Origin of the sequence: Microbacterium sp. MYb72, from assembly GCF_002979415.1 — a bacterium.
Lineage (GTDB): Bacteria > Actinomycetota > Actinomycetes > Actinomycetales > Microbacteriaceae > Microbacterium > Microbacterium natoriense.
The window spans coordinates 1-19,612 of sequence record NZ_PCOT01000018.1 but is presented as its reverse complement, the minus strand read 5'-3'; the positions used below and the strand labels follow the sequence as shown (position 1 = coordinate 19,612).

Below are 19,612 nucleotides of genomic sequence, written 5' to 3'. Positions count from 1 at the left end.
ATAACTTCCGCGGTCGTTCCGTGAATCTTGCGAGGATGCTCGGGTGCTCCCACCCTCTGTCCTCGTCGCCGAGCGCCTTCGCATGCGGCTGCGCGCCGAGGGCACCGATCCGTCGATCGATCCCGATGCGGCTCGTCGCGTGGCACTCGCGGAGGTCCGCCGCTTCAACGATGCCGCGCTGTCACGCGGCGAGGCGATGATCGACGACGAGCCGGGGTGCGTGCGCGAGGTGCTCGCCGCCGTCAGCGGCTTCGGGGCTCTGCAGCCGTTGCTCGACGACCCCGAGATCGAGGAGATCTGGTGCAACGGCCCCGAACGGATCCACGTCGCACGCGGCGGCGTCGCCGAGCGCGTCGATCTGCGCTTGACGGAGACGGCGCTGCGCGATCTCGTGGAGCGGATGCTGCAGTCGACGGGGCGCCGGGTCGACATCGGCCAGCCGTTCGTCGACGCCTCCCTCCCCGACGGCTCGCGGCTGCACGTCGCGATCGCCGACGTGGTGCGCGGATCATGGGCACTTAACATCCGCAAGTTCCTCCCCGGTCACCGCACGCTGGAGTCGCTGACCGCGCAGGGAGCGCTTCCGGAAGGGCTCGCGACGACGCTGAGGCGGGCGATGCGCGAGGGACGCAGCGTCATCGTGTCCGGGGCGACCCACGCGGGCAAGACGACTCTCCTCGCGGCCCTGCTCGCCTCCTGCGCAGACCGGCAGCGCATCATCACCGTGGAGGAGACCTTCGAGCTCGCGGTGGACGGCCCCGATCTCGTCGCGCTGCAGGGGCGTCAGGCCAGTCTCGAAGGAACGGGCGAGATCACCCTGAGGCGACTGGTGAAGGAGGCGCTGCGGATGCGCCCCGATCGGCTCGTCGTGGGCGAAGTGCGCGACGCCGAAGCGCTCGATCTCGTCCTCGCCCTCAACACCGGCGTGCCCGGAGCGGCCACCGTGCACGCGAACTCGGCCGCCGACGCTCTCGACAAGCTGACCCTGCTGCCGCTGCTCGCCGGACGCAACATCGATCGGTCGTTCATCGCGCCGGCGCTGGCGATGGCCGTCGATCTCGTGGTCCACTGCGGTCGTGACCTCGATGGCACACGAAGGGTGCGGGAGGTGATCGCGCCGACGGGGGAGATCGTCGACGGTCGGATCGTTTCGAGGACCCTGTACGAGCATGGTGCGGACGCGACCCGGCATACCCGCACCCGCGGGGAGCTGCGACGCGTGGAGGTCGGTGCATGACCGTGCTGTTCGGGGCCGTCCTGGCCGCCGGGGTGCTGCTCTGCGCCTCGCCGTGGTTGTGGCCTCGCCGCACAGAGGCGCCCCGACCGGAAGGACGGGGGAGGCTCGCTCGCCTCGCGGGCGAAGCGGGGTTCGCGTCGCTGGGCACGCGGGCGATCGTCGCGGCGACGGTGGCCACGGCATTGACGGCGGCGTCGGTCGCCTGGCTGCTCACCGGGCTCTCCGCGCTCTCCGCTCTCGCCGGCGCGGCCGGTGCGGGAGTCCCGGTCGCGTTCCTGCGTTCGCGACGTCTTCGCCTGCGCAAAGCTCGACGGCTGCTCTGGCCCGATGTCTGTGACCTGCTGATCGGTTCGATCAGGGTGGGGCTGTCGCTGCCTGACGCCGTGGCGAACCTCGCCGAGTCGGCGCCGTCCATGCTGCGTCCGGCCTTCATCGTGTTCGAGAGGGATCTTCGCGCGACCGGGCGTTTCGAGAGCAGCCTCGACCGGCTGAAGGACTCGCTCGCCGATCCGATCGCCGACCGCATCGTCGAGACGCTGCGGATGGCGAGGCAGGTCGGAGGAACGGAGCTCACCGGCGTGCTGCGAGCTCTCTCCTCATCCGTGCGGGCGGACGCGGCCCTCCGTGGCGAGGTGGAGGCTCGTCAGTCGTGGATCCGTGGAGCCGCCGTCCTCGGCTCCGTCGCTCCGTGGATCATCCTCGGGCTTCTCGTGATGAGGCCGGAGGGCGCATCGGCGTACGGCACCCCGGAGGGCATGCTGGTGATCTGCGTCGGAGCCGCGGTGTCGGTGGCCGCCTACCGCATCATGGTCCGAATCGGACGGCTGCCGGAGCCGGGGCGGTGGTTCGGATGAGCGGGTTCTCCGCGATCGCGGTCGCGATCCTCGCCGGCGGCGGCTTCGCGATCGGAGCGCTCTGCATCCTCGCGACCCTTCCGAGATGGCGCGCGGCCTCCTTGACGGTGCGGATCGCGCCCTACGTGAGAGACGTCGTCGTCGATGACGCCCTGCCCTCCGCGGTCCTTCCGCGGGTCGGCGTGCTGCCCGCGACGCGACGCACGGCCTGGCAGTGGATGCTGGTGGCGTTCGAACGGGTTCTCGGAGGCGGGGAGTCGCTGCGCCAGCGCATCGCCCAGGCGGGCCTGAGCACGGATCCGGCGGCCTTCCGCGGTCGGCAACTGGGCTGGATGCTGGCGGGGATCGGCGCGGGTGCGATGGCGTTGATCGCGCTGGTCCTCCTCGGGCGGATGACCGTGCCCGTGGCGATGCTGCCTCTGCTCGGCGGCGGTGCTGCCGCTCTCGGATACGACATGCAGCTGACCGCGCGGGCGAAGGCCAGACGAGTGCGGCTCGCCGACGAGCTGCCGACCACGTTGGAGTTCCTCGCACTGTGCCTCTCCGCGGGGGAGGGACTGCTCGACTCGCTCCGTCGCGTCGCAGCGATCGGCTCCGGTGAGCTGACCGCCGAACTGCGACAGGTCGTACTGGTCGTGGGGACGGGTTCGCCTCTGGCCGATGCGCTCGGCGAGATGGCGTCCCGGCTCCAGCTGCCCGGGCTCACGAGAGCCGTCGACCAGGTCGTGTCCGCGTTGGAGCACGGCGCGCCCCTCACCGCGGTGCTGCACGCCCAGGCCGGCGATGCGCGCGAAGACGCGAAGCGCACGCTCATCGAGCAGGCGGGGCGCAAGGAGATCCTGATGCTCCTCCCACTGGTGTTCCTCATCCTCCCGCTGAGCGTTCTCTTCGCGATCTACCCCGGCCTCTTCATCCTCCGCCTCGGCATCGGCTGAGCGCTCCACGAAAGGACGACAATGACGACTCTTCGACGATGGTGGCGACGCCCTGGTGAGTGGGCGAACGAGGTCGCAGCTGACGAGACCGGCGACGTGCCCGGCTGGGTGCTCGTGACGCTCGTGACTGTGGTCTGATCCCGGCGCGGGAATTCAGGCGTCGTGAGGGATGATCTCGATCCGTGCGTGGGGTCGGCCTGGGACGACTTCGATGCGGGCGATGAGCGCGCGGAGGTACTCCCGGCGCTCTTCGACTGTGAGGTCGTCCCACCGTTCGAGGAGGACAGGGAGCACGCGCAGCGGTGCGGATTGCTGAACCTCGGTCGTGCGGAGCTCCTGCTCAAGGGCGGTGGCCTGCGCAGCGTAGCGGTCCCGCAAGGTCTCGTAGGCGGCCTGTGGCATGCCCATGCTGAGGCGTTGCTCGACGAGCATCACCTGCCGGTTGGCGAGGTCGGAGAGCTGGCGCTTCAGGTCGGCCGTGGGGTCCGTTGAGATGCGTCGTGGGCGACGGTCGATGCCCGCTTCGACCTCTGCGCGGACGCGTCCTTCATGCTCTTGCAGCCACTCGCGTACCGCGTCGTCGATGAGCGTCTGAGCGACGTAACCGCCGTCGTGAGTGCCTTTCTCCTTGCCGTCTTTGCATCGGTAAGACCTGGCGCGATCAGAGCCGTGGGCACCGCCGTGCATCTTGGATCCGCACGCGCACCAGACCATGCCCGAGTAGGCGTAGGTGGAGCGCTCAGATCGGCGGTAGACGCGGCGTCGGCCGCGAGCCTCAAGATACGCGTCCCACTCTTCGTCGGTGATGAGGGGTTGGTGGATGCCGCGCTTCTGGTCGCCCTGGTAGGTGATGAGTCCGGCGGCGAATCCGGAGTCGAGCACGCGGCGGAGGGTGCGTTCCGACCAGAGCCCGTCGCCTTTGCCGCCGTAGCCGCCGACGGGTCGTGTGGGGCCGTCGTTCAGCCATCGCACGAGTGCGTAGACGCTTTCGCCGGCGATGTATCGACGGTAGGTGTCCGCAAGCACGGCGCCGGAGACCGGGTCGGGGGTGAAGCCGTCCGCGGGGGAGTAGGCGTAACCGAATCGGGGCTTGCCGTTGATCGGCTTGCCCTCGCGGAATCGTCGCGCGTGCGCTTCGCGCCATGTGTCGCCGATGAGATCCGCCTGATAGGCGTTGAACTCGCCGACCATGCCGCGAGCGAGGCGCCCATGGGAGGTGCGGTCGTCGATGGGTTCGGTGGCGGAGAGCAGGCCGCCGCCGAGCGAGTCGACTCGGTCGAGGGCGACCGCCCAGCGGAGGCGGTGCCGCGCAGTGCGCGAGAACTTCCAGACAACGATGACTTCGAACTCGCCAGCCTCGAGGCGTTCGATCGACTGGTCGAGTCGGGGCCACCATGCTGAGCGTGCGCGCGACCCTGTCTCATCGATGCCTTCGACCCAGTCGATGATGTCGATTCCGTTCGAGGCTGCGTAGGACTCGATCGCGTGGCGTTGCACCTCGGGGGAGGTCATGCCGTCGCGCTCGCGCGAGACTCGGATCATGCCGAGCGCGCGCCGCCTGGTTAGCGCTGCTGCTACTAGATGCCTGCGTGCGTTCGCCATCTACCCGACCTCGATGCGGTGGGCGAACTGTCCGGTGCCCATCCGTGGGTCGACGTACACGGCGTTGTCGGTACGGAGGAGCGTGCCGCGGTAGATGATGACGAGCTCGTCGGGCACGTTGAGGTCGATCGCCATGGAGGTGATGTGACCGTTGCGGTGGTGCTCGGCGTCGGCGTACGCCTGCGGGGTGATGAGCGTCTGCGCGGCCCAGACGTTGGCGGCCTGCTCTTGGCGCTTGCGGATGAGTCCGAAATCGGTGGGGCGGTGGCCGAGGACGTGGTGTCCGATCTCGTGGCACATCACGCCTCGAAGGACGCGGCCTCGCATGCCGGGCGTGAGGTCGATGTGGTCGGCGCCGGGCGCGTAGCCGCTGCGGTGTGTGCCGCGGCGTTCTCGGACCGTGAGGCCGAGGTCGTCGGCGAGCTTCCAGACATCCATGCGGTACCCCCTCGGTAGTGCGCGCTCAGGCGTGGTCGTAGTCGGCATCGTCCCCGTCGGGGAACTCGTTGATCGTCTCGTTGGAGACCAGGTCGTAATCATCTCGGCGGGGTGCGACATTCTCGGCGGCGAGGATGATCTCGCTCGCTGTGGCGCCGAAACATCCGGCGATGAGGCCAACCTCGCCGACGGTCGCGGGGGGTGGCTCCTTCCGGAGGATGATCCCGAGTCGATTGATTGACATCCCAGTCGCGGACGCAATCTGTCGATAGGTCAACCCGGCGGCTCTGACTCCTTCGATCAGTTGATCGGCGATCAGAGCGTCAATAGGGAGTAGGTGCTTGGCCACATCCGAGAGTGTACCCATTTCGGTTCACTTTCCACAAGGCGTTTGACTTTGAACCGAACTCGGTTCAATATGACTCCCATGGACATGAACCGAACTGGGTACACAGCTCTCGATGAAGCTGTGGCTGAGGAGGTGCGCGCGCTCATCGCTCGCACCAAGGGCGTGAGCGTCAAGAGCATCGCGGAAGACCTCGACATCCGTCGCGCGACGCTGTCGTCCCGCGTGAATGGGCCGGCGGCGTTCTCGCCGTCGCTGCTTTCCGCTGTCGCTGCCCGGCTGGGCACGACGGCGTCCGACCTCGTCGCGCGCGCCGAGCGAGCTCTCGGATTGGCGGCGGCATCGTGAGCGGAGCTCAGGTTGTGCCCCGTGCGGAGCCGTCGGACGCTGCATGGCGACGCTCTGGCGATATCGCTGCTCGCATCCTCGAGAACCTCGCGCAGCGGGATGCGCGCGCGGTGGCTGTGTCGGCGACGAATGAGCGTCTGGCGGTGGCGTCATGATCCGTCGGGCATGGCGTCGCATCATCGCCGCGCTGTTCGCCGAGGTGGGCGACGACAGCCCGGCCGGAATCTCCCGCCTGGATCGTCTTGACGGTGTCGGGAGCGGGCGATGAGCGCGCTCGAGGTGTTCGGCTTCGACGGCGCCAACGTGCGGGTCGTCGTGATCGATGGCATGCCGCGGTTCGTAGCTCGCGACGTCGCCACCGCGCTCGGCTACGCGGACACGACGAACGCGATCAAGCAGCACTGTCGTGGGGTGGCGGTTCACCACCCCATCGAAGACAGCATGGGGCGCGCGCAGCTGGCCCGTGTCATCGGCGAGCCGGATCTGCTGCGCATGATCGCGGGCAGTCGTCTCCCGTCGGCGGAGCGGTTCGAGCGGTGGGCGTTCGAGGAGGTGCTCCCGCAGGTGGTCCGCACGGGCTCGTACGCGCCGGCGCTGACCGAGGACGAGATCGTGCATCAGGCGCTCGCGATCACCGCACGCCGCGTCGAGGTGCTCGAGACACGCGTCGCCGAGCTCGAGCCCGTCGCCGCGCACGCCGAGACGTTCCGCCAGGCTGACGGCCTCCGCACGATCGCCGACGTCGCGAACGACTTCAAGGCGCACTGCGCCGAGCGCTTCCCCGGCGTGAAGGTGCGGCACGCGGACGTGTACGACCACGCCGGACGCCTCGGGATCATCATCCGCGGCGCGTCGGTGCGGCACAACCAGCCGACCGCGCAGGCGATCGAGGCGGGATGGGCGCGCGCCCACCGCACGACCTTCGGCACGAACACTCGCGGCACGCAGACCGCCGTGTCGACACGACTCACGCCGAAGGGTGAGGCGCGCCTCTGGGACGGGCTCGCCGCCTGGCTCGGCGCGCACGGTGACCTCACCATCCCGAAGCACTGACCACACAACGAGAAGAGGGGCGCCCGTTGCACCGGACGCCCCATCAAGAGAAAGGCACTGACTTGCCTACTGCACAGGATACCGACGACACCGCCGTCATGGTGGGCGACTTCGCGCCCCGCCCGGCGACGACTCATCTCAACGCGACCAGCGACATCCCCGTCGTCCCCGAGCGACGCAGCCTCCTGCCGCTCGCGCCGTGGCGCTGGGTGCTGCTGCTCACCGGCCTCGCCCTGGCCGCGACCTGCGGCATCCCCGCCGCCGCCCCCGTCTGGAACGGCGCTGACCTCGGCGTCCTCATCAGCCTGGCGATCTTCGTCGCCGCGTTCACCCCCGGGAGGGACTGACCATGACCACCGTCACCACGCAGCTGCTGCGCATCATCGCGGAGGACTCCCTCGGCACCGTCGAGGGGCGTGCCGCGCGCGACGCCGGCGTCACCGCCTCCGAGGCCCACACGATCGCGCACGCCGGACGCGGCGCGCAGCTGCGGATCCTCACGGACAAGCTGAACGGCTCGTCCTTCACGGGGAACCAGCACACGCGCCGCGGTCACGAGCGCGAAGACTTCCTCATCGACTGGGCCTCCGAGAACGTCGCCCCGTGCGCCACGAACATCGCCCTTCTCGGGCACTGGGAGATCCCGTGGCTGCTCGCCACGCCGGACGGGCTCGGCTTCGACAAGGAGCACGGTGAGTTCGGCGTCGAGGTGAAGTCCCACGATCACAAGTGGGGGGACCGCGACGACATCCCGGCCGAGCACTACGACCAGATGCAGGTCGGCATGGCGGTCACCGGGTACCGCTCGTGGCTGTACGTGTGGGAGGTCATGGGGGAGGACGGAACTCCGACCCTCGACGACCCGAGGTACGTCTGGGTGCCCCGCGACGACGACCGGATCGCAGTCCTCATCGCCGAGCTGCAGAAGTTCATGGACTGGCGCGACGCCGGAGCCCCCGCCACCGACGACCTCCCCGCCGACATCGACGACGCGCTCGCCGACTTCGCCCGCGCCCGCGCGATGAAGAACGCCGCCGCGGCCGCCGAGAGCGCCGCCGACAAGATCATCCGCGCGTACGCGCTCGCTGAGGCCGACGACACCGGCGCGAAGGGAGCAGGCACGCGCGCCACCTTCGCCCTCTCGAAGTCGACCGAACTCGACGAAGCCGCCTGGGCGGATGCCGAACCGGAGTCCTACGCCGAGATGGTGCAGCTGCGCACCCGCGTCAAGGCTGGCGAGGCCGCCGCCGCTGTGCTCTACAACAAGCCGAAGGTGCGCCTCACGATCACCCCGACGAAGGCCAAGGCGTCGTGAGCAAGCTCGACGTCATCGAGGCGCTGCTCGCCGAGGGCATGCGGAAGAACCTCACCGCGAACCGGAAGTACATCTCCACCGCCGAGCGCACCGCGATCGCGAAGGACTCCGCCGCCATCGCGATCGCCGTGCTCATCGACCTCACCGACGGCCACGACCACATCGTCCGCGCCGAGGGCGACACGTTCACCCTGCAGCACCCGCTGATCGAACGCCTCAACGGCGACGACCTCTTCTCCTGCGACGTGCACGCGCACCTCGCCTCCGGTGAACCGCTCGAGCGCGGCCGCTACCGCGTCGTCGCCACCGACTCCCACGACTTCGAACTCATCCCCGTGAAGGACCAGCCATGACCAACATCGACGACGTCGCACAGACTCTCGCCGAGTACGAACGCCTCGCGATCACGTCCGGCGCGCGGGTGCAGATCGACCCGCCCGAGTTCTCTGCCGACGGCACGAACTGGGTGCCGGTCTGGCTCGCGCCCGAGCCCCCTCTCGCTGGCCGCGCCACCGTCCACCGCGACGGCATCCCCACGACCGTCTACGCCACTTGGGGCGAGTCGCTGCCCGTGGACACCTCGCTCACCGAGGACGGCCGCCGCTGGTGCGACATCTGGGACGCGAAGCCGATGCAGCGCTTCGGGTCGTTCCTCGTCCGCTCCGCCCTGCGCCGCGCGTTCCGCGAGGTCATCGGCGACCGCGTCGAGCCCGACGAGGACGCGCCGCGCGCCACCGCCGACGCCGCGCCTGGGCAGGACTGGGACAAGGCGATCGCCGACGCACGAACCGTCGAGGCGGTTCACACGCTCCACCAGGAGATGAAGACGGCCCGTGCGGTGACGGTGCCGCGCGAGCGTGCGCTGCGCGCCAAGATCAACGAACTCACCGCGGACTGGACACCGCTCGACGAGCACGCCGCGGACGCCGCATCCGAGCGCCCGGCCGTGCAGGACCACCTGCCGCCGGCGAACCGTGCTGCGCGCCGCAAGGCCGCCCGCAAGAAGGGTGCCCGCCGATGACCGTCGACACGCAGTCGGAGGTCGACGAGGTCGCCGAGCGCATGGAGCTCGTGCCGCTGGAACTGGCCGGTCTCGACGAGGCCGACCTGCTCGCGATGTTCCCGACGCCGGTGCAGGCTGCCGGAGCTCTGGTCTGGGCGCGCGCGACGAACGCGAACGCCCCGAGGGCGCTGAACGAGTACCGCAAGAAGCTGCGGAAGGCGCAGCGCGACAAGAAGATCGCTGTCGGCCGAGCGGTGAAGGAGCTCCGCGCCGAGCTGCCCCGCGCCACCCTCACCGAACTCCGAGAGCTCGCCTACGGCGCCGACGACCGCGTGATCGCCGCACTCGACGCCGAGGATGACGCCTGGTTGGCGTACGAGTACGCGAAGGACTACGCCGCCGCGATCAAGGAGGACATCGAGATCCTCCGTTCCATCAATGCCAACTTCCGAGGAGAGCACCGATGAGCGCACTCACGGGTCATGCGTCGTCGCGTAGGCGCTCGTCTTCGTTTCTGATCCAGTCTTCGATCGGCCACCGCTGTACTTCACCGTCGTCAACCCACCGCTCGGCGTACAGCTGCAGCATCGCCGTCGTATGCATCGCCACGTCGATGCGACGTTCGACAGCGACAGCGTCGACTGCCGCGCGGGCGCGCTTGGCGGCTTGCATCAGTTCGACGGCTCCCTCCGAGTCGATGACTCGTGCGCGTGCGTTGAGGCCGTGTCCGGCCTCAACCCATTCGCGATCATGTAGGGCTGCGTCAGAGCCCAGAACCATCAACGCGGTGCTTCGTTCGAACCAAACGATCAGATCCCTTGCCAACTCGCTTCGACGGAGTCGCTTCTCCGCGTCCGCTGCACGAGTCGACGCGGCCTCCAAGCCCTCGACAGCGGTCGCTGTGCGCGTAGATTCTTCCAGCGCCTTGGCCGCGTCCTCCGCAGCTGCCGTCCTTGACTTTCGCGCGTCGACGCCAGCGAGAACCGAGACGAGGGTGGCTAGTGCCGTCACAACAAACAGGCCGAAGTTGATGGCATTCGCATCGCTCATGCCCCGCACTCTATCGGGGGCGACCCGATGAGCGGCGTTCAGGCGTACCGTCGCCGCGCTGCCGAGACAGAGCGCTCGGTCGACGCCGCGGTCGCCGCGGTGAAGGCAGAGCGCGCCGCAGAGTTCGAGAAGTCGAAGCGTGAGCACGCCGCGAGGGAAGCCGCCCGCCGGATCTACACCCGCGAGGACATCGTCGGCGCCGGGTTCGTCCACGACGGCCACTCGTGGCGGAAGGTCGTGCGCGTGAACAAGGAGACCGTGTCGGTCGAGACGGGCTACTCGTGGGTCGACCGCATCCCGTTCGCGAAGGTCCGCGGTGTTCAGCAGCCCATCGAGGGAACGACAGGAGAGCACCGATGAATTTGTCGCATCATTCCGGTGCAGGGCTCGTGATCGCAGCGCGGCTGTCGCAGTATCTCGCCCACACATCCGGGCCGGAGAAGATGCCGCTGTGCCATCCGGTGAGGAGGAGCGGCACAGTGCTTCGGGCGAGTGCTCTGAGGCGCTCGTCGTCGCCGGTGGCATCACGTGACGCCTGGTCAAGCATGACGCCGACAGGCTGCGATCGGCCGCCAAGCAGGAGTTCGAACTCGGTGAGCGTGTCTTGGAGCCCGACCTCGATCTTTGCGCGGTCGGGTGTCGACAGTGGGCGTTCGAAGGACGCTGTGGTCACCGTATGGATGACCCTTCGGATACTCGCCTCGAGGGCGCTCTTCCTAGCGATCCGATCGGCCCGTCTTGCTGCGACAGCGTCGCGAATCCAGGGCAGCACGGCGCTGCTGACGAGAGCGATGATCGCGCCGAGTATGACGGCCCAGCCACTGTCCATTTCCACGTCTCGCACTCTATCGGGGGTGGCGTGATGGCTGCGCCGTCGAAGGAGACCCGGGAGACGGTGTACGCCCGTGACGGGCACCGGTGTGTTGCGTGCGGGTCGTACCTGCTGACGTTTCAGCATCGCCGTGCTGTGGGGATGGGCGGGTCGAAGAACCTGCCCGCCCCGGTCGACGGTCTGGCCCTGTGCGCGATCTGCAACGCCGGATGCGAAGGGGGCATGCAGGCGCAGGCGCTCCGCTACGGGTGGAAGGTCCGCGCCTGGGTGACGAACCCCGAGCGCGTGCCCGTGTTCTACCCGCGCGAGATGCGCTGGTGCCGCCTCGAGGGCACCTACCGAGTGCCGATCACGTACTCCGTCGCGATGGAGATGGGTTGCAGCGTCTACGGCCGCGAGTGGCTCGACTGGCATGAGGCGGTGATCGTATGAGCCGCCGCGAACTCTTGCCCCCGCGGCCGGGTGACTCCCGACTGGGGATGACGAGGGTCGGCTCGCTGCGCGACGAGTACAACGCGGTCGTCGAAGGTCGCCCCACGCGCTGGGTGAAGACCCTCCTCGGCTACGCGCCGAACCCGGCGTACCTCGAGTGGGCGGCGCGCGCTGACGCCTGGGCAGTGAGACAGGAGGGGATCGCATGAGCATCGTCAGCGACGCCTTCAATGCCTGGCGGGAGTGTCGCGCCGCGTACGACGACACCCTGTACCAGCAGTACATGGCCGCCGAGGAGGCCACCAACGGGGCGATGCTGAACGCCCGCGGCCGGGAGAAGGGCATCGAGCCGTTCTCCCTGTTCATGGGTAACCAGGCCCGGGCGTTCGCGTATGCCTCGGAGGAGCTCGTCGAGCACTGGGGCACGCATCCGCGGATCACGTACGCGATGTTCGAGCAGCAGTGGCAGCGCGACCGCGATGACGAGCTCGCCGCGGGGGTGGCAGCATGAGGCTCGCGATCGCGGACCCGCCCTACCCGCCGCTGTTTCGTGAGCGGTTCGATCTCGCCGGCGGCGGATCACGGGTGACGGCTCGCTCCCGCGCGACGCGCTGGTACGGCGAGGGACCGCGGTCGAAGACGGACGCCCCGCGGGCGGACGTGCACCCGGAGGCCGCGAAGTGGGACGACCTGTCCGCGCACCGTGAACTGCTTCTGCACCTGGTGGAGAACTTCGACGGGTGGGCGATCGCCACCACACCAGACGGACTCGGCGCCTATCACCCCCTTCCGATGAACGCGCAGATCATGGCCTGGGAGCGCCCCACCGCGATGCCTGGGGGAGGCCGGCTGATTGAGCGGTGGGAGCCGGTGATTGTCTACATCCCCGTGGAGCGGCGCACCCGCGCCGGAATGCGGGTGTCGAACGTGCTCGTCGCCAACGCGCCGTCCGCGCGCGGCGGCCGCCGCAGCTTCGTCGGCGCGAAGCCGGCCGAGTGGACACGCTGGGTGCTGGACGCCCTCGGCTATGACCCGGCGACCGATGAGCTCGTCGACCTGTTCCCGGGATCGGGTGCCGTGTCCGCGGCCGCGGACGGGATGCTGTCGCTGGGCGGTGCCGAATGAGCGCCGCGACGATGCATGACGGCGGATGGTCGACCACCGACAAGGGGTGGGTGCTGCACCCCTCGCAGGTCGAACGCAACCGCCGGGAGGTCGCCGAGGCGCTCGCCGTCATCGACATGAAGCAGGAGCGCGCGAAGACGTGCGCGCTCTGCGGTCAGCGCACCTGGGCGCTGGACCGGTTCGGGCTCTGCTCGAAAGGCACCGAGGCACACAAGACCTGGCGGGCCGAATCGCTCGCCGATATCAAGAACGGAGTGAGGGCATGAAGGCCAATGGAGCACACGCCGACGTCATCCTCGAATGCGTCCGCCAGGATCTCAGATGGGGCGAGCAGAACCACCCTGACGGCACCGGGCCCGACACGATGCCGCTGTTCGCGGACACCGCGACCGGCATCGCCGACGACGACGAGGCGTCGCTCATCCGCTACATGATGCAGGGTCGCACATCGTGGCGATTCACCGACCCCGAGACGCGCGACCGCCCCGGCACCTGGGCCGACATCCTGCTCGAAGAGGTCTTCGAGGCGATGGCCGAAGACGACCCCGAGCGGCTGCATGCCGAGCTCGTTCAGACCGCGGCAGTTGCGATCCAGTGGGCAAACGCGATTGCACGCCGTGCAGGCGTACCGCTGCACCGTACGCATGAGCGAGGCGGTCAGGAGTCATGAGCGCCATGCCGAAGTTCGCGATGACGTACGTCGTCGTCTGGGCGGATGAGCGCGGCGAGGGTCGTCACGTGCTGAAGGTCGGCCGCGCCTGGCGGTTCTCCCGGGTGCAGGAGATGACCATCTCGGGCGGTCAGGTGGTCGTGCTCGCTCGGGGCACGGATGCGTCGTGGGAGACGGAGGCGTTGCGGATTCTGCGGCGCTGGTTCCCGCTGGCGTTCCGCTCCGAGCTTGAGGCCCGCCGGTTGCTGTTTCAGGGCCGTGGGTGGACGGAGTGTTTCGAGGTCGACGACGAGCACCTGCGGCTCGCGATCGATCTGGTGTTCGAGGGATTCGCGAAGGGAAGCGATCAGGGTGTCAACGAGGAGCGTGCAGCGGCGGATCAGCGCGGAGGACATGCGGTGGCCGGGGTACCTGCGCGCCCCGCACGAGTCGAAACCGACCGCGATCGGGTTGTGGACGACGGCGACGGACCCGCTGGGCCGGTGCGAGCTCGTGCCGGAGCTCATCGCGGCGGCGATCTACCCGGGGCAGGCGGCGACGGATCTAGTGATCGATCACCTGCTGATGCTCGCCGACTCCGGGTTCCTGACGATCTACGAGGAGCAGGGCTCGGAGTGGATCGCGCTACGGCGCCCGCTCCGCGTCGACGCGCGGCTCGCGTCGTCGGATGCTCCGGAGCCACCGCGCGAACCTTCGCGAACGTTCGCGGCTGTGGGGGGAGCGGGCGCGCGGGCGCGGGAGAGGGTGCAGGTCGAGAGCGCCGAGCGGGAGAGCGAGTGGGCGCGCTGGCGGGCCGAGCAGGAGCGCGGCCCCCGGCGTCCGAAACGGCCGTTGCTGCTGGATGCTCCGCCCATCGGATGCCCCGATCACCCGCACGGTCGCTTCGAGGACTGCGGACCCTGCGGGACTGCGCGCCGCCAGCACGACAAGTTCATCGCGCAGGAGCGCTACACGCAGCAGATGACCGAGTACGAGCAGGGCGCCGAGTGGCCCGACGAGACGTTCTGAGGAGAACGAGATGAAGGTCGAACTGAACATCCCGGATGCCGACTGGGCGCGGCTCGTCGGCGTCGCCGAGCAGCAGGGTGTGCGCATTCCGCAGCTGATCCTCGCGGCGACGCTCGAGCTCATGCCGTGGAAGGACACCGCGACATCACGCGTCGAGCACCTCGTGCGCGCCGGCTTGCAAGACGCCGTCATCGCTGAGCGTCTCGGCATGCCGAACTGGCGCATCGCCGCCATCCGCCGAGAGCTCGGGCTCCCGGCGAACCCGTTCCATCGCGGCGAGGGCCGCCACGTCGAGAGGACAGCATCATGAGCAGGAAGACGGTGTATCTGCACCTGAGGAAGAGCGGGTATGACCGGTTCGCGGTCGTGAAGCTCGCCAGGACCCGGGACGCGGTGACCCGAGACGGTGACGTGGTCATGCCGCTCGAGATCGAGTTGCCGACCGACTTCTTCGAGCGTGCCGCGATCCGCGTTCACGTCGAGCCGATGGCGGGGGAGGAGCGCTGATGGCCGGCGAGACCGTGATCACCGTCGTCGGCAACCTGACCGCTGACCCCGAGCTCCGCTACACGCAGAACGGTCTCCCGGTGGCGAACTTCACGATCGCGAGCACGCCTCGCACGCTGAAGGACGGCGAGTGGAAGGACGGCGAAGCGCTGTTCCTCCGCGCGTCCGTGTGGCGTGAGTTCGCCGAGCACGTCGCCGGGTCGCTCATGAAGGGCATGCGGGTCATCGCGACCGGCCGACTTCGTCAGCGTGCCTACCAGGACCGTGAGGGCGTCCAGCGCACGGCGATCGAGCTGGAGGTCGACGAGATCGGCCCCTCTCTGCGCTACGTAACAGCTCAGGTGACGCGCGCGGCGTCGACCGGTGGTCCACAGCGGCCGACGGCATCCGCCCCGGTCGAGGAGCAGTGGGCGACGTCTGAGCCGCCTGCAGGGGAGTGGGGGAGCTTCGGTGATGACACGCCTTTCTGAGCCGCGCCCGAACTGTGTGCACTGCAAGGGGTCAGGGATCATCTCGGTGTCGAAGGATCCCGACGAGGTCGACGACTGCGTGTGCGTGGGGCCGGTACCGATCCAGGTGCACGTCGTGGGCCATGACATCGAGGCGGGCACAACCGCGGTGCAGGTGGAGTTCCTGCCCCGGCCGCTCGCGTCCTGGCGTACAGATGATGTCGCGGCAGCGCTCGAGGCACCGCTCTTGCCGTGGCAGAGGGAGGTCATGGACCGCTTGGCGACTGACCGGCCCGCCCTGAAGGTGGGGCCGATCGGCCTGAAGGAGGCGAACGCGTTCGTCATCGATCATCACCGACACCACAAGGCGAGTCGCGGGCACAAGTTCAGCGTCTCGGTCGTCGACGAGGCGCAGCGCATCCGCGGCGTCGGCATCGCGGGGCGGCCGGTCTCGCGTGTGCTCGACCGTGAGGGATACCTCGAGGTCGTGCGCGTGTGCACTGATGGGACGCGCAACGCGTGCTCGATGATCTACGGCGCACTGCGCCGCGCGGGCATCGCCCTCGGATACGAGCCGCACAAGATCATCACGTACACGCTGGCGACTGAGTCGGGTGCATCACTGCGCGCGGCCGGCTGGCACGAGGACGGCCTCGCGGGTGGCGGCAGCTGGGACACCCCGAGCCGACGGCGCGAGGACCAGGCACCGACCGAGCAGAAGCGTCGGTGGCGGGCGGGGGTGTGCGATGTGTGAGGCGTGCATGCAGGGCCGATGCTCCGCCCACGGTCGCCGCGCGCTCGACGGCGTCCCGATCATCGAGTCCCAGTTCATCAAGCGTGGTGTGTTCGTGACGTCGAAGGCCGGAGCGTTCCTTGACGCACCCTGGCTTGGCGCGATCATCATGCACCCGGTCACCGCATGTCAGGTGTACGCCTCGATCGACCTGGGGCGACCGCTCAGCGACGTCGACGTGCAGTTCGAAGGTCTCCGCCGTTACTTGGATCGGAAGATCCGCAACTCGGCGGCAGCCGCCCTGCGCCGCCTCGACCGGATGTACCCCAGGTGGGAGCAGGAAGGGGAGAGCGATGTCTGAGCGCACCTGCATCCGTGGATGCACGCAGCGGGGAGTGCACTATGCGTCGTGCGACGGCACCGCGCCGGACGGTGGCGCGTGCTGGGGTTGTGCTGAGCGTGAGTGCCGTGAGGGGTCTCTGATCTGTGATCGGTGCTTCGGGCGGATGCGGGCGCTGCTCGCCGATGGCCCGGACCTGCTGGGCCGGATCTGCTCGCTGGCGGATCCGATGAAGGCGACGCCGACGGATAAGGCGCCGGGCGGCCGGTCGTCGTCGGTGGAGGCGCCGGCGCCGGTCGATGCGGACCTTCTGGACGCGATCGCCGCGCTCGAGCAGCTGTCCCCGTGGTGGCATGTGACCCTGTCGGACTACTCGAACGACCTCACGGTCATCACGTGGCTGGGTGAGGTCGTGCTCGACGTCCACCCCGAGGTCGCGGGGGAGCGGCCGGCGTGGTCTGTCGCAGATGCGATGGCGAAGTGGGGCGTCGAGCGACGCACGAAGGGCGAACCCGCATGGTCGCCGGCCGAGGAGATCGATCCCGCTCGCGACGCCGCGGTGCCGATCCCTGAGTGGGGCGACCCGATCGTCGGGTGGGCGGATGCCGTCAGGATCGCGGGCAGCGACTCGACGCTCCGGCGATGGATCAAGCGGGAGGAAATCGACGTCGCGGGAACGTTCGTGATCGCGGGTATCCCGGTGCGGCAGTTCCGGCGTGAAGAGCTCATCGCTACGCGCGAGCGGCTGAGCGAGAAGAAGGCAGCAGGGCTGGTCCAGAACCAGACCACAGAACACGATGCGCACGGATGACGCACGTCAACCCGCAGTGGCCGGAGGAGGGCTGGGACGAGTCGGATGCGTACTCGCTCGAATGCGGGTGCGACAGCGATCAGCAAGACCACACGTGCGGCACGTCCGCCGACGAGTGGAATCACGAGGATGGGAGGGAGCGGCGATGATTCCGAGACACGCGCCGAGCGGCCCGTCCGACATACTGGCCTGATGGATCCTGTCGTCGTGACCACCATCGTCGAGTTGCTCGGCAAAGGAGCGCTGCTGCTCCTCGAGTACTTGAAGGTCGTGGCGTGGCCGCTCGTCGTCATTGTGCTCGCGTTCGCGTACAAGCGGACGATCGTGGACGTTCTCTCTCGGATCCGCGAGGCATCGGGTTTCGGAGGCAAGGTCGTGCTGACACAGCGACTAGAACACGATGCTCGCGAACTCAACGAGAAGCCCGTACCCGAGTTGGAGCAAGACGCGGCGGATCCGAGCGCACAGGGAGAAGACGACCCCGGGACAGTTCGTGACGACAGCGACGACATCCCAGCGGCGAGCAACGTGCCCGCATCGGCGACTGCGCCGTCGCGAAAGCTGAGGATCTATCACGTGAATGCGTCGGGTGATGCGTCCGGCTCCGCGGCTGGTGAAGCGGTGAACTACTGGAACATGATGAACGCATGGAGCCGGCTTGAGCGGACAGCTGCGCGTTTGGGGCAACGCCTCGGATTCAGCCCTGGGCCGGCTCAGAATCTCGGGTTCCTTGGGGGCCAGCTACTTGAGCGTGGGCTGATCAGCTCCGAGGCATTCGAGCTTGGGGTGCGGTTGCAGGAGCTCCGGAATCGCATGGTGCATGACTTGGATCGGTTCGTGCTCACGGACTGGTTGGCGCAGGATTTCGCAGACACGGCCGGCAAGCTGATTCGGATCTATGAAGACGTCATCGACACCCTGGAACCCGATGCCGTCATTGGCCCCGTGTGACGATCGGAACGTGTTAAGCTGTGCTTGCACTTGAATTGTGACCGAAGCCCTGCCGATCCGGCGGGGCTTTCGTCGTTAGCCAGCCGAGGTCGCGACGTCGATTGCGACGAGAATCACGCCGGCGGTAGATGTGACGAGCAGAACCCACTGGCGCCGGAGGTCAACTGAGCGCGGCGGTTGAGGTTTCCCGGACGCGTTGAGCGCCTTGCGTGTGCCCATGTACGGATCAAGACCGTTCTTCCGCATGAGGTTGCGTCGGGTTTCGCCGAGTGCCGTCGTCTGTCGTTCGTATTCGGCGGCGCCGAGCTCCTCCATGCTGATTGCCGCGCGATCTGTGTTGTACCGCTGCTCGATGCGTTCGAACACGCGCGCGGTATGAGCGGCCCGCGTGTACTCGATCAGCATCGACCAGGCAACATAGAGTCCGCCGACCGTGGGAACTGCGGCGGCGATGAATGAGAGCATGTCGAGAGCGTAGCGGGGTGGTCGAATCGGCGATCGTCGAGGAGCTCTCGACTACATGGATCCGGACATGCTCGCGGCCTTCGGCGATGCGGCCCGACGGGGCTTCCGACCTGCGCCTGCACCGCGTCCGGGGCGTGCTGCATGCCAGGCGTCGATGGTCCTGGGGAGCCATCCTCGGACGTCGCCGATCATCGCGTCGGGCTCGGGGAGCTTGTACCGTCCGAGCGATGACGGGTTCACGCCGATGCGTTCGGCGACTTGGGTGCGTGACAGGTACGTGATCACTCCGGCTGTCCCTTCAGCAGTAGGGCTGTGATGGTGGCGACGCCGGCGGCCACGGCGAGGATGCCGGCGAACGTCGCCCCCGCGGTGAATGCGAAGACGGCGGCGGCGAATGCGAGCGCTGAGCCCGCGTAGGTGAGTGGTCGGTTCATGGTGGTTTGGATGGATACTGGAAGGCGGGGATCGGAGCTACTTGTTCTAGCTCCGATCCCCTTTCCTCACTTCCTGCGTTTCCGCTTCTTCCGGGGCTTGAGTGCTTCGATCAGTCCGGCCGTTGCGGCGACCAGGGCGGCGATCGAGGCGATCAGCTCGGGAAGCCTGTCCATCCTTCCTCCTCTCTGTTGTTGTACCTTAATCATACATCGTGACGATGCATGAATGCAAGAGGGGGCGGAATGACCACGCCTGCCGTCAACGCGAACGGTGCACGGCGTCGCTCGCTGGTGAAGCGGGTGAAGGCCGACGAGCACGACTGCGCACTGTGCGACAACCCGGTCGACAAGACGCTCACCTTCATCCTCGGAGAGCATGGAAAGCGATGCCCGCACCGTGACTGCATAGGCTGCATCCCGCACCCGATGCGCGGTGAAGTGGACGAGGACATCCCTCGCTCCCGAGGCGGCTCACCTTACGAGCGATCCAACTGCCACCTCATGCACCGCAAGTGCAACCAGTTCAAGAGCGACATGACGCTCGCCGAGGCGCGCGCCAAGCTCCGCGGACAGTCCGCGACCGAGGCTCCCGCCGACACAGACCGCACGGTCGTCGCCTCACCCATCTGGTAGTCGATCCTCACACTGCGCGCGCACGCCATCAGTCGGCACCT

33 protein-coding genes are annotated in these 19,612 nt (G+C 68.3%); 26 read left to right on the top strand and 7 right to left on the bottom strand.

The features are described 5' to 3' along the window. Positions 1-43 precede the first annotated feature (43 nt). Genes CQ047_RS11325 through CQ047_RS11315 form a run of 3 tightly spaced genes read left to right on the top strand, consistent with a single transcriptional unit; the run spans position 44 to position 3,026 of the window. Complete coding sequence (locus CQ047_RS11325; RefSeq protein WP_374197868.1) at positions 44-1,237, top strand: CpaF family protein; 1,194 nt, start codon at positions 44-46, stop codon at positions 1,235-1,237. Then, entirely contained in the window at positions 1,234-2,091 is an 858-nt protein-coding gene (locus tag CQ047_RS11320) for a type II secretion system F family protein (RefSeq protein WP_105675275.1), read from the top strand. Before CQ047_RS11325 ends, CQ047_RS11320 begins: the two co-directional genes overlap by 4 nt. Next, a complete protein-coding gene (locus CQ047_RS11315) occupies positions 2,088-3,026 on the top strand; it encodes a type II secretion system F family protein (protein WP_105675273.1) in 939 nt (312 codons plus the stop codon). Before CQ047_RS11320 ends, CQ047_RS11315 begins: the two co-directional genes overlap by 4 nt. A 153-nt stretch (positions 3,027-3,179) precedes the next feature. Here the strand turns inward: CQ047_RS11315 and CQ047_RS11310 are convergent, their stop codons facing one another. The 3 genes from CQ047_RS11310 to CQ047_RS11300 are packed head-to-tail and all read right to left on the bottom strand — an operon-like array spanning position 3,180 to position 5,415. After that, entirely contained in the window at positions 3,180-4,568 is a 1,389-nt protein-coding gene (locus CQ047_RS11310) for a recombinase family protein (protein WP_258132603.1), read from the bottom strand. A 60-nt stretch (positions 4,569-4,628) separates the two neighbouring features. Continuing rightward, the gene (locus tag CQ047_RS11305) at positions 4,629-5,066 is read right to left on the bottom strand and encodes an ImmA/IrrE family metallo-endopeptidase (protein ID WP_105675269.1); all 438 of its coding nucleotides are present in this window, start codon (positions 5,064-5,066) and stop codon (positions 4,629-4,631) included. Between the two features lie 25 nt (positions 5,067-5,091). After that, a complete protein-coding gene (locus tag CQ047_RS11300) occupies positions 5,092-5,415 on the bottom strand; it encodes a helix-turn-helix domain-containing protein (protein ID WP_146114332.1) in 324 nt (107 codons plus the stop codon). 120 nt (positions 5,416-5,535) lie between these two features. On the opposite strand from CQ047_RS11300, the gene CQ047_RS11295 reads away from it, so the two are divergent. The 7 genes from CQ047_RS11295 to CQ047_RS11265 all read left to right on the top strand — a co-directional run bounded on the left by CQ047_RS11295 (position 5,536) and on the right by CQ047_RS11265 (position 9,598). Next, positions 5,536-5,760 (top strand): helix-turn-helix transcriptional regulator, encoded by a 225-nt coding sequence (locus CQ047_RS11295; RefSeq protein ID WP_105675265.1) that lies wholly within the window; start codon positions 5,536-5,538, stop codon positions 5,758-5,760. A gap of 264 nt (positions 5,761-6,024) precedes the next feature. After that, positions 6,025-6,813: a BRO family protein gene (locus tag CQ047_RS11290; protein WP_105675263.1), complete on the top strand. Its 789-nt coding sequence runs from the start codon at positions 6,025-6,027 to the stop codon at positions 6,811-6,813. A gap of 62 nt (positions 6,814-6,875) precedes the next feature. Then, the gene (locus tag CQ047_RS11285) at positions 6,876-7,160 is read left to right on the top strand and encodes a hypothetical protein (protein WP_146114330.1); all 285 of its coding nucleotides are present in this window, start codon (positions 6,876-6,878) and stop codon (positions 7,158-7,160) included. A gap of 2 nt (positions 7,161-7,162) precedes the next feature. Further along, positions 7,163-8,128, top strand: a complete 966-nt coding sequence (locus tag CQ047_RS11280; protein WP_105675261.1) for a YqaJ viral recombinase family protein — start codon at positions 7,163-7,165, stop codon at positions 8,126-8,128. Then, positions 8,125-8,481, top strand: coding sequence for a DUF6085 family protein (locus tag CQ047_RS11275; protein WP_105675259.1), 357 nt, complete (start codon positions 8,125-8,127; stop codon positions 8,479-8,481). The genes CQ047_RS11280 and CQ047_RS11275 overlap by 4 nt, the downstream gene beginning before the upstream one ends. Beyond that, positions 8,478-9,149 (top strand): hypothetical protein, encoded by a 672-nt coding sequence (locus CQ047_RS11270; RefSeq protein ID WP_105675257.1) that lies wholly within the window; start codon positions 8,478-8,480, stop codon positions 9,147-9,149. The genes CQ047_RS11275 and CQ047_RS11270 overlap by 4 nt, the downstream gene beginning before the upstream one ends. Next, entirely contained in the window at positions 9,146-9,598 is a 453-nt protein-coding gene (locus CQ047_RS11265; protein ID WP_105675255.1) for a hypothetical protein, read from the top strand. Before CQ047_RS11270 ends, CQ047_RS11265 begins: the two co-directional genes overlap by 4 nt. 13 nt (positions 9,599-9,611) lie before the next feature. Here the strand turns inward: CQ047_RS11265 and CQ047_RS11260 are convergent, their stop codons facing one another. Further along, a complete protein-coding gene (locus CQ047_RS11260) occupies positions 9,612-10,181 on the bottom strand; it encodes a hypothetical protein (RefSeq protein ID WP_105675254.1) in 570 nt (189 codons plus the stop codon). A gap of 27 nt (positions 10,182-10,208) precedes the next feature. Here CQ047_RS11260 and CQ047_RS11255 point away from each other — a divergent pair, with 27 nt between their 5' ends. Next, on the top strand, positions 10,209-10,541 hold the full coding sequence (locus tag CQ047_RS11255; protein WP_105675252.1) for a hypothetical protein: 333 nt from the start codon (positions 10,209-10,211) through the stop codon (positions 10,539-10,541). A 10-nt stretch (positions 10,542-10,551) separates the two neighbouring features. Here the strand turns inward: CQ047_RS11255 and CQ047_RS11250 are convergent, their stop codons facing one another. After that, complete coding sequence (locus CQ047_RS11250) at positions 10,552-11,016, bottom strand: hypothetical protein (RefSeq protein WP_146114329.1); 465 nt, start codon at positions 11,014-11,016, stop codon at positions 10,552-10,554. Between the two features lie 138 nt (positions 11,017-11,154). Between CQ047_RS11250 and CQ047_RS11245 the strand changes: the two genes are divergently transcribed. From CQ047_RS11245 to CQ047_RS11185, 14 genes are all read left to right on the top strand, one after another. Continuing rightward, complete coding sequence (locus CQ047_RS11245; protein WP_105675248.1) at positions 11,155-11,445, top strand: hypothetical protein; 291 nt, start codon at positions 11,155-11,157, stop codon at positions 11,443-11,445. Between the two features lie 47 nt (positions 11,446-11,492). Continuing rightward, positions 11,493-11,654, top strand: a complete 162-nt coding sequence (locus tag CQ047_RS18875; RefSeq protein ID WP_181155914.1) for a hypothetical protein — start codon at positions 11,493-11,495, stop codon at positions 11,652-11,654. Beyond that, the gene (locus tag CQ047_RS11240; protein ID WP_105675246.1) at positions 11,651-11,956 is read left to right on the top strand and encodes a hypothetical protein; all 306 of its coding nucleotides are present in this window, start codon (positions 11,651-11,653) and stop codon (positions 11,954-11,956) included. The genes CQ047_RS18875 and CQ047_RS11240 overlap by 4 nt, the downstream gene beginning before the upstream one ends. Further along, complete coding sequence (locus tag CQ047_RS11235) at positions 11,953-12,570, top strand: hypothetical protein (RefSeq protein WP_105675244.1); 618 nt, start codon at positions 11,953-11,955, stop codon at positions 12,568-12,570. Before CQ047_RS11240 ends, CQ047_RS11235 begins: the two co-directional genes overlap by 4 nt. Further along, positions 12,567-12,836 carry a hypothetical protein gene (locus tag CQ047_RS11230; RefSeq protein ID WP_219844615.1) on the top strand — a complete coding sequence of 90 codons (270 nt, stop codon included), beginning with the start codon at positions 12,567-12,569 and terminating at the stop codon, positions 12,834-12,836. The genes CQ047_RS11235 and CQ047_RS11230 overlap by 4 nt, the downstream gene beginning before the upstream one ends. Beyond that, the gene (locus tag CQ047_RS11225; protein ID WP_105675241.1) at positions 12,833-13,240 is read left to right on the top strand and encodes a hypothetical protein; all 408 of its coding nucleotides are present in this window, start codon (positions 12,833-12,835) and stop codon (positions 13,238-13,240) included. The genes CQ047_RS11230 and CQ047_RS11225 overlap by 4 nt, the downstream gene beginning before the upstream one ends. Before the next feature lie 351 nt (positions 13,241-13,591). Further along, the gene (locus tag CQ047_RS11220; RefSeq protein ID WP_219844614.1) at positions 13,592-14,248 is read left to right on the top strand and encodes a hypothetical protein; all 657 of its coding nucleotides are present in this window, start codon (positions 13,592-13,594) and stop codon (positions 14,246-14,248) included. Positions 14,249-14,258: 10 nt separating this feature from the next. Further along, complete coding sequence (locus CQ047_RS11215) at positions 14,259-14,558, top strand: hypothetical protein (protein ID WP_105675239.1); 300 nt, start codon at positions 14,259-14,261, stop codon at positions 14,556-14,558. After that, positions 14,555-14,755: a hypothetical protein gene (locus tag CQ047_RS11210; RefSeq protein ID WP_105675237.1), complete on the top strand. Its 201-nt coding sequence runs from the start codon at positions 14,555-14,557 to the stop codon at positions 14,753-14,755. Before CQ047_RS11215 ends, CQ047_RS11210 begins: the two co-directional genes overlap by 4 nt. Further along, the gene (locus CQ047_RS11205) at positions 14,755-15,225 is read left to right on the top strand and encodes a single-stranded DNA-binding protein (protein WP_105675235.1); all 471 of its coding nucleotides are present in this window, start codon (positions 14,755-14,757) and stop codon (positions 15,223-15,225) included. The genes CQ047_RS11210 and CQ047_RS11205 overlap by 1 nt, the downstream gene beginning before the upstream one ends. A 46-nt stretch (positions 15,226-15,271) precedes the next feature. Continuing rightward, on the top strand, positions 15,272-15,958 hold the full coding sequence (locus CQ047_RS11200; RefSeq protein ID WP_219844613.1) for an XF1762 family protein: 687 nt from the start codon (positions 15,272-15,274) through the stop codon (positions 15,956-15,958). A 7-nt stretch (positions 15,959-15,965) separates the two neighbouring features. Beyond that, on the top strand, positions 15,966-16,298 hold the full coding sequence (locus CQ047_RS11195; RefSeq protein WP_105675233.1) for a hypothetical protein: 333 nt from the start codon (positions 15,966-15,968) through the stop codon (positions 16,296-16,298). Positions 16,299-16,443: 145 nt separating this feature from the next. After that, positions 16,444-17,088: a hypothetical protein gene (locus tag CQ047_RS11190; protein WP_105675231.1), complete on the top strand. Its 645-nt coding sequence runs from the start codon at positions 16,444-16,446 to the stop codon at positions 17,086-17,088. Between the two features lie 192 nt (positions 17,089-17,280). After that, positions 17,281-18,039, top strand: coding sequence for a hypothetical protein (locus CQ047_RS11185; protein WP_146114327.1), 759 nt, complete (start codon positions 17,281-17,283; stop codon positions 18,037-18,039). A 75-nt stretch (positions 18,040-18,114) separates the two neighbouring features. Here the strand turns inward: CQ047_RS11185 and CQ047_RS11180 are convergent, their stop codons facing one another. Then, positions 18,115-18,504 carry a hypothetical protein gene (locus CQ047_RS11180; protein WP_105675227.1) on the bottom strand — a complete coding sequence of 130 codons (390 nt, stop codon included), beginning with the start codon at positions 18,502-18,504 and terminating at the stop codon, positions 18,115-18,117. Between the two features lie 281 nt (positions 18,505-18,785). After that, positions 18,786-18,938 (bottom strand): hypothetical protein, encoded by a 153-nt coding sequence (locus CQ047_RS18870; protein ID WP_181155913.1) that lies wholly within the window; start codon positions 18,936-18,938, stop codon positions 18,786-18,788. Between the two features lie 243 nt (positions 18,939-19,181). On the opposite strand from CQ047_RS18870, the gene CQ047_RS11170 reads away from it, so the two are divergent. Then, a complete protein-coding gene (locus tag CQ047_RS11170) occupies positions 19,182-19,571 on the top strand; it encodes a hypothetical protein (protein WP_219844612.1) in 390 nt (129 codons plus the stop codon). The last annotated feature ends 41 nt before the right edge of the window (positions 19,572-19,612 follow it).